11 protein-coding genes are annotated in these 10,748 nt (G+C 40.5%); 6 read left to right on the top strand and 5 right to left on the bottom strand.

Features of this window, described 5'->3' with window-relative positions; all coding sequences use genetic code 11:
- Window positions 1-1,560 (bottom strand): type VI secretion system Vgr family protein (locus tag GEV47_RS19360; protein WP_194270596.1); only part of this gene is annotated, 1,560 nt, incomplete at its 3' end.
- Window positions 1,561-2,634: 1,074 nt separating this feature from the next.
- Between GEV47_RS19360 and GEV47_RS19500 the strand changes: the two genes are divergently transcribed.
- A complete protein-coding gene (locus tag GEV47_RS19500; protein ID WP_153233854.1) occupies window positions 2,635-4,725 on the top strand; it encodes a P-loop ATPase, Sll1717 family in 2,091 nt (696 codons plus the stop codon).
- A gap of 615 nt (window positions 4,726-5,340) precedes the next feature.
- On the opposite strand, the gene GEV47_RS06055 is transcribed toward GEV47_RS19500, so the two are convergent.
- On the bottom strand, window positions 5,341-5,724 hold the full coding sequence (locus GEV47_RS06055) for a helix-turn-helix domain-containing protein (protein WP_322741569.1): 384 nt from the start codon (window positions 5,722-5,724) through the stop codon (window positions 5,341-5,343).
- 149 nt (window positions 5,725-5,873) lie between these two features.
- On the opposite strand from GEV47_RS06055, the gene GEV47_RS06050 reads away from it, so the two are divergent.
- The 5 genes from GEV47_RS06050 (at window position 5,874) to GEV47_RS06035 (ending at window position 8,311) form a co-directional block, all read left to right on the top strand.
- The gene (locus GEV47_RS06050) at window positions 5,874-6,260 is read left to right on the top strand and encodes a hypothetical protein (RefSeq protein WP_153233852.1); all 387 of its coding nucleotides are present in this window, start codon (window positions 5,874-5,876) and stop codon (window positions 6,258-6,260) included.
- A 34-nt stretch (window positions 6,261-6,294) separates the two neighbouring features.
- Window positions 6,295-6,828, top strand: a complete 534-nt coding sequence (locus GEV47_RS06045; protein WP_153233851.1) for a hypothetical protein — start codon at window positions 6,295-6,297, stop codon at window positions 6,826-6,828.
- Between the two features lie 87 nt (window positions 6,829-6,915).
- Window positions 6,916-7,044: a hypothetical protein gene (locus GEV47_RS19690; protein WP_265588500.1), complete on the top strand. Its 129-nt coding sequence runs from the start codon at window positions 6,916-6,918 to the stop codon at window positions 7,042-7,044.
- A gap of 298 nt (window positions 7,045-7,342) precedes the next feature.
- Entirely contained in the window at window positions 7,343-7,837 is a 495-nt protein-coding gene (locus GEV47_RS06040; protein ID WP_153233850.1) for a YccF domain-containing protein, read from the top strand.
- Window positions 7,838-7,870: 33 nt separating this feature from the next.
- Window positions 7,871-8,311, top strand: coding sequence for a hypothetical protein (locus tag GEV47_RS06035; RefSeq protein WP_153233849.1), 441 nt, complete (start codon window positions 7,871-7,873; stop codon window positions 8,309-8,311).
- 49 nt (window positions 8,312-8,360) lie between these two features.
- Here GEV47_RS06035 and GEV47_RS06030 read toward each other — a convergent pair whose 3' ends face one another.
- The 3 genes from GEV47_RS06030 to GEV47_RS06020 all read right to left on the bottom strand — a co-directional run bounded on the left by GEV47_RS06030 (window position 8,361) and on the right by GEV47_RS06020 (window position 10,732).
- Window positions 8,361-9,434 (bottom strand): phage/plasmid replication protein, II/X family, encoded by a 1,074-nt coding sequence (locus GEV47_RS06030; RefSeq protein ID WP_153233848.1) that lies wholly within the window; start codon window positions 9,432-9,434, stop codon window positions 8,361-8,363.
- A gap of 164 nt (window positions 9,435-9,598) precedes the next feature.
- Entirely contained in the window at window positions 9,599-9,847 is a 249-nt protein-coding gene (locus GEV47_RS06025) for a helix-turn-helix transcriptional regulator (protein ID WP_153233847.1), read from the bottom strand.
- A gap of 159 nt (window positions 9,848-10,006) precedes the next feature.
- The gene (locus GEV47_RS06020; RefSeq protein WP_153233846.1) at window positions 10,007-10,732 is read right to left on the bottom strand and encodes a transcriptional regulator domain-containing protein; all 726 of its coding nucleotides are present in this window, start codon (window positions 10,730-10,732) and stop codon (window positions 10,007-10,009) included.
- Window positions 10,733-10,748 lie beyond the last annotated feature (16 nt).

Below are 10,748 nucleotides of genomic sequence, written 5' to 3'. Positions count from 1 at the left end.
AGTACCGGACAGCGCTTGCTGGGAAGGCAGTTGCCACGGTGGGAGATTATTTTGATTGTTGACGTACCCAATAATGATCGGCTGATCAACGTCGCCACTGATAAACGAGAGTATCGCTTCACTGCCGATGCGCGGCAGGTGGGTGCTGCCTAGCTGGTTGCCCGACCACATTTCACTGGTACGTATCCAGATGCTGCTGTTCTGGTCATTCTGGCCGACTCTATCCCAGGTAAATTGGATCTTGATACGACCATATTGGTCTGTCCAAATCGGCTGATTCTCTGGCCCTACTACCAGCGCAGTCGCAGTATGGATAACTGGTTTGGGCGTAATGCGTTCAGGGTGATAGTCAGGTCCCTTTACCGGACAGACTTCAAAATCACAATCGACGCGATACTGTTGACCGCCATCCGAGCGCTGTGTTTCTTGCGAGACATCCACAATCGTAAGCGTGGTGGACAGGACGATGTAGCCAATATTGGCGGCTTGTTGCGGATGACCTTTTATCGTCGTAATACAGCCGGTGGGTAAACCGCGCAAATGACCAGAGCCGCTTCCACGCTGGGCTGCATTGCTAATTGCCTGCATCCGCATCGCGCTAATGAATTTTCCTTCATCAAACGGGTCATTGCCTTCTTGCTGGGCACCTGCTTTCGGCTGGCTGTAATTAGCGCTGGCATGATATTCGTACTGCTCCAGATTATTGAGCGCCGTCGGACGCAGCACTTGATTGCTGACGGTTAAATCGGCTCTGGGCCGGGTGTAATCATATTCCGTCGTTTTATAAACCCCAGAAACGAGCTTCCGCGCTGGCGTGAAAGCATGAATGGTTTCTTCATCGATTTTTTTGCCTTCGGTATAAAACGCCAGTTCGTGATAGGCCTCGCTAGGGGCCTGGCGAAAAGAACTATTACAGTCACCGAGAATTAAACGATGCGCGCCATCGCTGTGTTCAAACCAATAGGAGATGCCCCATTCCTCACACAAGCGACTAAAAAATGCAAAATCAGTTTCGTTGTACTGCATTTGTATATCGCGCTTGGGATAACGTTCCTCAGCGGATAAACGTTTTTCGACTGGAAATGGGTAGGCTGCCAAGATGATATCTAGAACCTCAGGCGCGGTCTTATCTTGGAAAATTTTGCAGTCAGTACTTAATGTGGCGAGATACAACCAAGGCCGTATGGTTAATTCATATAACGCATGCCGACCTTCTTCGCGTAGGAATTTAGCGTCGGAGATCAGACCAGAAATCTCTCGCACCCCAGCACCGATATTTCCCCTTCCAGTACCGCCCGGCATCCCTGCAATGAATGTTCCGTTACCTTCGAGCTGGATGGCAATGGTCAATTCATGACCAATAAAATCATCCAGATTCGCATTGGCAGCCGCATAAGTCCGATAGTTTTGGATGTCCGGCGTAGCAAAACAAATCTTGAATTCGGATAACGCATTGACCGCTTCGGTACCCGAAATGGAAACCGGCACCATTGACGGTTGACCTGCAATGAGGGGAATGACCGGACTGGTAGTGCTTAGTATGCGTGTTGCATCAAACAAGATTGTCTCCCAATATAATTATTGCTATATAGAAATGAATTATTGATAACGCTAAAATTATTGTGCTTGCAGGTAGTCGCATGGCACTAGCGAAATTGCACTAACGGCATTTCAGTATTTGTGATGTCGGAAAACTAATCCTAGCAGTGAAATGCTTGATTTCCTAATAAGCTAAGGGGGTGTTTTTTTAATTTATATGGTATAAAAATTAAGAGAATTTTTGATGTAATTTTTATAGAGAATGGGGTTTCTCATAGAGGGGTGTCGCTGTTTTGGATGTGCGGATGATATAGCGAAGGGAGGGGAAATGTACGATAGGGGCGAAATGCCATATGTCTAATTGGCAATAATTTAACTATCGTTAACAATTCAAGACTTTGGAGTAAAAAGATTGTTAGTAGTTTTATATCAGCCTTACCCCAGTAGTTATTTATTTGGGGGATTTCTACATTGAATAATGCGGAAATGACGAGTGTAAAAACATATGCATGTTTTGATTAAGCAGGCGCTTTTTGTTTTTTTGAGATGAAAATGTGTAGCTGGAATTGGACGAGAGTTTTATTTTGCGGAGCAAGCTTGAAATTGCGGAGCAAACAAAAACGGCATACATCGCTGTATGCCGCATAAATACTGGTGGCCCCTCGCAGAGTCGAACTGCGCACCAACGGATTATGAGGCCTGATATAAATTGAGTATTTATGCGGGTTTACGATGATTTCTGTTCGGAAAATGGCAGAAATTAGATCGTTTAAAAGTCAGTGTTAACGCGCCCCAGAAATTTTTTGCCGACCAAACTTTTCACGGTTATGCCATGGTTATGCAATAAATATAGCTGGCTGGTATTTGTTAAGTACTCATCTCCAAGCAGATTCTTTGAGCGCCTATAAATGTACTGGCAACGGACGATCGGTTTAACATCTTCCGGCGCATAGGTTCGTCCTCGCAAAATAATCGTGATATATTTAGGCAAAGTATTTCATTCCCCTACCGTAATTATTCCTGTCGCATAGTAATCTGCGGCTTATGTTTTAGCACACGAAATATTGCTTAATAGGCAATTAAATCTTCCATCCTATGACGAAAATTCTTCGACCAAATACCTTAGGTGATATCACAGCAGAAAATGATCATCGGATGTTGGGCGATGCATTTGTGCCTACCTCTGACTTTCGAACCTTAATCGAATCGGACGACCGCACCGTCGTCGTGGGACGACGTGGCACAGGTAAGAGCGCATTGTATTATCAGTTACAGAAGCACTGGGCCTCCGACAAAAAAGTAGTGGTACTAAGTTTTTCACCTGATGACACAGAAATTATTGGTTTTCGATCACTGCTAAAACCTTTCTCTTCGTCATTTAGCCTTGCCCGAGCCTCCACTAGGTTATTGTGGAGATATGCGATGTTGATGGAAATTTCATCAAATATTGCTAAGGACTACAAGCTTAGCCATCTTTTAGTTGATGACGAGATTCTGAACACGCATATAAAAAAATGGAAAGCGATTCCCGGTGATTTTCTTACCAAATGCCGAGTTACCGCAAAGATGTATCTCTCGAATATTCTTCCAGAAGAGGCAGTAGGCGACCTGCCCGGAAATCTGGACTTAAGTTACATTGAGACAAAGGTTGTGTCTCTACTAGAAAAAGCCGATAGACGGTTTGTAATTCTTATGGATCGGTTAGACGAGGGTTATGAGCCGGATTTAATTGGAATAGGCATCATCACCGGACTTGTTTATGCTTCTATCGAACTAAATAAGCGTTCCGAAAAAATCCGACCAGTAATATTTTTGCGCGATAATATTTATCGAACTCTTGCGAAAGAAGATCCGGACTACAGTAGAAATATTGAAGGTCAAGTCATGCGGTTGCATTGGGACTGGGCACAGCTGTTGCAGTTAGCGGCGGCGCGAATGAAAACTGCATTTAGTCTCGACCTCGAAAAAGACCAACGTATTTGGGATAGATGTACTTCTGGGGAACTCCAAGGGCGAGATGGATTTAAGAAATGTCTTCAATTCACTCTTTATCGACCTCGTGACCTATTGTCATTACTTAACGAGGCATTTTTCTGCGCAGCTCGCGAGCAGAGAGATACGGCTATCATTACCGACTTAGATTTTGCGGCGAAATCTATTTCTGTCGCTCGACTTGAAGACCTTATTAAAGAATACCAACGCATTTTTCCATCCATTCAGGTTGTAGTAAATGTTTTCTCAGATGGAGAGCCTGAGTTGAGTGTGGCAGCGGCTATTGCACTACTGGACGTGGCATTCAAAGAGGAAGAAAGTGAAAGGCTGTCCCCAGTAATTTGCCAGGACTTACTCCTTCTTCGCCCAAGTGGAATTCTGCAAGCTCTTTACAGTATAGGTTTTTTAGGCGCACAAGATGAAACAACGCCCACGTTTACGTTCTGCCATGATGGAAGAACACCAGATAAAGGTTTCCATGATAATGGAAAGCTTTTAATTCATCCATGTTATTGGCTGGGGTTAAATTTAGGTCGTAACGCACTTAAACCGGAAGAAGCCGAAGAGATCAACGACGAATATACAGAAATTAAGGTGCAATCAGCTACACCCGAAATTCGCAACACGAAAATCGGCCAAATGATTGCACAGCTAGAAAAAATTCCAATGGGCAGAGAAGGTGAAAGCGAGTTCGAGCACTGGTGCCTAGATGCCCTCCGAATTATTTTTGCTTCCCACTTAGCAAATATCGAAAAACATCCCAATGGTGCGGCTGTCCAACGGAGGGATATTGTTGGAAGGAACACCGAGCAGTCTGATTTTTGGAAGAGGTTGCGTGCGGATTATCAGGTAAGGCAAGTTATTTTCGAGGTGAAAAATTTTCTCGATGCCGGACCAGCTGAGTACAGGCAGTTACAGTCCTATCTCACCAGTTCGTATGGAAAGCTGGGTTTCTTAGTAACCCGCGACATAGATGAAAATCTGCGAGCTGGAAAGGATCTTGATTGGGTGAAGGAAATGTATTTTTCTCATCAAGCAATTATCGTCAAATTTCCTGCAAAGTATATATGCAAGTTGCTGCAAAAGCTTCGTAGTGTTGAGAAGCACGATGCAATTAATCGCCAATTAAATGCATTGCTTGATGCATATGAACGCACATATCTTGGAATAAAAAGCACGCGCCGAAAGAGTTGATTAATCGAGTTCGCTCGAAAATGGTAAACCTGTTTTTTGAAGCAATCGGTGAATTATCACTTATTGAGCTGTCTGTTTTTATTAGACCATGACAGGGCGAGCCGGAATGCCGTGATCGTTATAGTAGCCTACGCAGCATGAGTTATCTGAACCTTCCGGATGGAGAGTAAAGGGCTCCTAGGAATAATCTTCAAGTATTGAAGGGGAATTTGAAGAATGACAGCATTACGCCAACCAATCCTCGGAGAGCCGCATAAATACTAGGGGTAACGCGGGTTCGAATCCACTTTCTCCGCCAATAATACATATAATCCCTTGATTTCATTAGGAATCAAGGGGTTTTTCTATTTCAACTATCAAATCAACATCAAATATTCCCGTGTAACTTTCGTTTCAATTCCACTTCGTGAGTACTGCAATTAAATTGCATGATGCTATTGTGTATTGTAATTATATCAATTAATAATTGTGCTAATTTGTTGATGGGATCAATTACTTGTTGTCGATTTTGTGAGCTTAATTGATGGAAGGTAATTCGCAACTTGGCTTTATCGTCATCAGTCGTGTAAAAATAAGATATGGGTACGCCCAATATTTTACCCAATAAAGTTGCCGTCACACCATAAAGGAGTCGTCTGTTTCTTTTTGAGCCTTACTTCCCTTCCTAAGCAAGTGCCTCGATAGCTTTTCTACCAACGCTATAATCAATTGACGATCAACTACTGAGTTCTTTGCAATCATTTGCGAAATGTACTCTGCCTGATCTGATGATCGCCTACTGCCTTCTATCAAAAACGATTCAACACCACATTTGAATAAATCTGCCAACTCGTAGAGCTTAAGTATGCCCGGGCTAATGAGTCCACGCTCTATGCGGGAGTAAGCTTCGCTACCTATACCAAGATGCTCTGCTACCTCCTCTTGCGTATAGCCTGCAATTTTTCGTTTACGGGCGATGACCTTACCAATCTTCATATTGATTATCTGTTCTTTTGTCACTATCCGACTCCGCGTTGTGGAACAACTCAGATAGTCGAACATCGACTGTTTTCACGTAACAACTAAAATAGTTGCAATAAGACTATTTGCGATATATTATTAGATTCATATAGTTGAAATTCAACCTTATTGATTGAATGTGAGCAAAAGTGATCCAACGTGTAACCAAGATAGTTGTGCTTCTCAGTACCATCGGATTAGCCATTCCTGCGCAAGCACAAGCCATTCCGTCAGCGTGCGAACAGTGGTTTAAGGCAGTAGAAATCTGTACACAAAGTGCAATAAATATGTATGAGAGGGTGGATATTAAAACTGCCAAAGACCTGAGACAAAGTTTTAAGGTTTTGCAGTCCGCAAGAAGCAAAGTTCGAAAGGCGATAGTACGTATTGGTGAGGATGCTGTTGCAGAGCGCTGCACTAAATCCGAATTTATCAATGGTATGAATAATGCGCTGTCTGCCGTTACAGTACCTTTGATATTTAGTAATGCGCTGGATGCTAAATGCCAAGGCAGCATCAATAGCATTGTGCATTAATTTATTACAACGAAAACAATAGGAAAGGCAGCAAATGGCTCATCAAGTAACACTTAGAATTCACTCTTCTCTGAAAATTTCTATGTACTTCATTAAAAACCTTCTGTGGTTAGTTTTCTTTTCCTCCACCTTAGCAAGGGCTCAGGATTTTGACGCCTCAAACTATCCCCCTAAGCTACCTGATTTAAGTGCAGCAAACAAAAATGTCAATAAGCTATTTCAAAAAATAGTTTCAAAAGTGCCGGAAAATGAACAGCGAATCCTTCTATCTAATGAAGGAAAGCTTGTGCTTACAGCAGCAATGACAATTAACAGCAACAACCGACACTATCGTGGCGTGAGTCGTGATAGAGCTAAAGTAATATATGACTCGATTTCAGTATCCGAAGATCGTTCGACCGTGTGCGTTAGGTATCACGACAATAACAATCTAACTACAGAGTATGTATATTCAAACGGTTTGATGATGGCTACGTTGTCGCTCTATCAGGATATGTGTGAAGAAACGGATGCTGCGTTATTTGATGTAACTAAAGCTGCACAAAAATATACATATCTTTTTAGATAGGCTAACTATTTTCAATACGAAAAGCCTCACAATTTTTGAAAGAAAAGCGCTGATTTCATTTCTAAGGAAGAGTTACATGAATCGTAAATGGATTGCTTTAGAACTGGCTGTATCGGCAAAATCCGTAAGTTATCTGCCGTTACCTATCAACTGCATTATGACGGTCAGCGCTATGTGCTACCTAAAAGCATTCAGGCAATGATGATGGAGTATTGAGGATGAACACATACAGCCAGCATGCTAAAGAACTGTGGATGCAAATTAAATTGCCTGTAACCACAATCTACGTATCAGCACTGTCTTGCCTTTTATTGGTAATGCTGTTTTCAATATTTTCTATTTGTACATCACCAGCATTTTTACAAAATTTGCCGGTAGTCAAGGTGATCAATTTCCCGGCGGCTACTGTGATCGTAATTACGCGATAAATTGATATGCAAGGGTAAATACATAAACCCTCCTAGTTAGGTTGATACTTAATCTAAACACACTTCTCACTGCTTTACTCTAAATCATGCGTACAACTGGAAATTTTCTGTGGTTTGTTTTGTTCGGCGGCTTTTGGATGTGGTTGCTTTGGTTAGCGGCTTCATTACTAGCATTCATTTCCATAATAGGAATCCCTTGGGGCAGATCGTGTTGGAATCTCGCATCTTTGGCAGCGGCACCTTTCGGCAATGAAGCAATAGATCGTCAAGAACTCACACAAAAGTCAGACATCGGAACCTCTTTCCTTGGGTCTCTAGGTAATATCATCTGGTTCATAGTTGTGGGCTTCTGGCTTGCAGGTGCTCACCTAGTTTGCGGCCTAGCATCGTGCATTACGGTCATCGGAATACCCTTTGGACTCCAACATTTCAAACTTGCAGGTCTTTCAATGATGCCGATTGGCAAAGCAATTGTCTCTGCCGAATTGGCAAAGGCGGCACGGGAAGAAAATGCTCGCATTAATCTTGAAAGAGTAAGGTCTGGTACAAAGATTTTCGACATAAAGAAATATGAGGAATAATTTTTGAAACATTTCTAATTGACACTAGGTATTATGAAAAAACAATTAATAGCTTTATCAATAATTATAATGTTTAACTCCAACGCACATGCTGATGATGATAAAAGCATGACAACCCGCGCTGGAAAATTAAATATTGTTGGCGACTTTCAACAAGAAAATATTATATTTAAAGGTCGAAAATTATTTAAGGAAGATGGGAGCTATGGGTTTACTCAAAAATTTACATTCTCTGATCGTGACGTGATTTTAACCTCTTCCTCAGAAGGTGCTAGCTGTCAGCTTTGGACATTCTTAACAGCCAATAACAAAGGGGTGTACCAATCTCCGATTTTTGGCACATGCGATGATGGTCCTAAGGTTACTAAAGATGGAGAAAAAATCATTTTGATTATGAATAATAAAAAAAATAAAAAAATACGATATACTTTTGAGAATAATTATTTATTAGAAAATGGTAAATCAATAAAATAATAATACTATTAACCCTATGTAGAAACATTTCTACATAGGGTTAATAATTTTAATGTTTATTTTTGCGCGCATTCAAATCTGGCATCTTCAACCAATTCGGTGGTGATGCTATTCGACGTGGATTTTTCAGCATAGTTAGCAATGGCAATGCTTTTTTCGCTCGCCAAGGCGTTCGGATATCAATGCCTAATTTCTTGAATTTTGTCCGGTAATTACTAATCGTTCTGACGGCATAAAGGGCCTTAAGATCATCACCGCGCTTTAGTAAAGAAAAAGGTATCCTTAAATTTTTAGGCAATTTATCAAGCTCTGATTTCATTAAATTTCCACTGAGCACATTAAGAATATTTAATCTGGAAAAATATCTTATAAATACATCATGTGCCGTATCGTTTTTCCACTGAGATACTGTGGCCAGATTTAATTTATTTAATTCAGAACGACGTAAACAAATCTCAATCCTCAAAATATTCGAACAATCATCTATTAATTTATTGTAACCAGCGCATTTTGTTGACTCATCTTTGCTGTTCTTCCGATTCATTTGTTGCCCCTTTGCATATGCGCAAATCTCATAGCGCTTGCCGTGTTGAGGCGACCAATATACAGACGTGCTTACCCTTCTCATGGTTGCCCCCTTCTCTGCAAGCTGCCTACCTAATTGCTTGAGTACTTCTAATACAACACTTTTAGAAGAGAATCGAAAATTCACTGCAATATCAACGCGGTCAAGGTGAATTTTTCCTGAATCCCATTCAAGTTTAATATTTTCATCAATAGGGCGTAATTCAATCTTATGCCTCAATTTTCGCAAAACCGCATTACATACTTCCTTTAAGTCAGAGGATGTATAGACATTTTGCGCTCCTAAAAATCCAAAAAGTGAGCCCGCAACAAATAAAGTTGATGTATCTATACCATATCGGATATTTAATTTATGTCTATTCTCACTGCCATTAATTAATGTGCGATTTGTTTTTCTTGCTAATATTTCTCCATCATTTGTTGTTACTTGAGAATATGTATCGGTCAATCGCTCTTTATTTACTAAAGCGTTATTTATGGAAAATTCAACCGTATCAATATTGAATTTTGTGTCTTTTGGCAGGATTACTGTATTCATGATGTGTATGTGTGTATGTATGTGTTGTATGTGTGTGTATATGTTGTGTATTACAGTAATACATAACTATGTTAATTAATGCCGTGAAATGGCTACTATGATCTGTTATGCCAACAGTCACTAAAAGCGTAGAAAATTTCACGGCATAATTAAGTATCAGCCTGTTATTTACGATTTTTCAGCTTTTCTAAACACCAGGTATGAATCTCAGATTGCACCCAACGAACACCTTTAAGTCCTACTGATACATTGTTTGGAAATGTACCTTCTGCCATGCTTGCGTAGATGTACGAACGCGATAGTCCTGTCATCGCTTCGACTTCTTTACGGCGCAAGAAGGTAATGTTTGATTGCTGTGTGAGGGTGTTGACGTTCTGTGTACTAACGCCTTGTGCTGCTTGTGATGTTCGCATACCAATAGTCCTTTTTAAGTGACAAGTTACCGTTAAAACGGCTTAGGTATGACTTTATAGCTGTGACAAAACATGCGCTAGGGAGGTGAAAACTAAGCGATTACGACACCGGGGGGATGAAAGTATAATGCTTTCATCCCCCTTGTTTTATAGCTACTTCTATTGTTTTTTTGCAGTCAAGGCAATAGTCATGTATCCATGGGTTGTTAGATTCTCTACTCTTGCATTTAGAGTTTTAAATTTTTCTCTTTGAGCATCTTTATCATTACTTATTGCGGATTCGTCTTTGGGGTTTAACATCACATAAATTGTTGTTTGACTTTCGTCAGAATTGTAATCTGCATCTAACATCCGTAAAAATTTCAAATATTCGTCAGGAATGATATTAATTTGTTTGCGCTGAGGGGTTATTCCATTCATTTCACTTATCCGATTTTGTAATAATTCTTTTGCGCGCAATAATTGTAAATTCAATGCTTTTTTATCTATTAATGCAGGGGATACATCAAAGCGAATTACAACCTGTCCTTTATGAAAGCTAATACGCTGTTTTCTAATTTCTCCATCATCTACTTTATACCAATAAGATATACCATTAAATATAGGGCGATTTCCCTCTTTTTGTGTTCCATAATGGTCGCCACAATGTTTAAATATCTTTAATCCATATTTTCGAGCAGCTACTTTCATTGCGTTTGTTTTTTTCTCGTCACTTTCTATTTTTAATATCTCATGGCATATTTTTTGGAAGCTAATATTGCGGCGTAAGAATTCCCAAGCCCATCGTCGATTACTCCATTTTTTATACCCACGATATGCTTTTATATCTAATCCATTTAGAGGAATAGCTAATCTGTAGATTTCTATAGTTTCTGCATTCTTCATTGATTTTGTATTAATT

It is taken from the genome of Glaciimonas soli, assembly GCF_009497155.1.
Classification (GTDB): Bacteria; Pseudomonadota; Gammaproteobacteria; order Burkholderiales; family Burkholderiaceae_D; genus Glaciimonas; species Glaciimonas soli.
The sequence above is the reverse complement of the archived record's forward strand: the minus strand, read 5'-3'. Positions and strand labels throughout refer to the sequence as shown.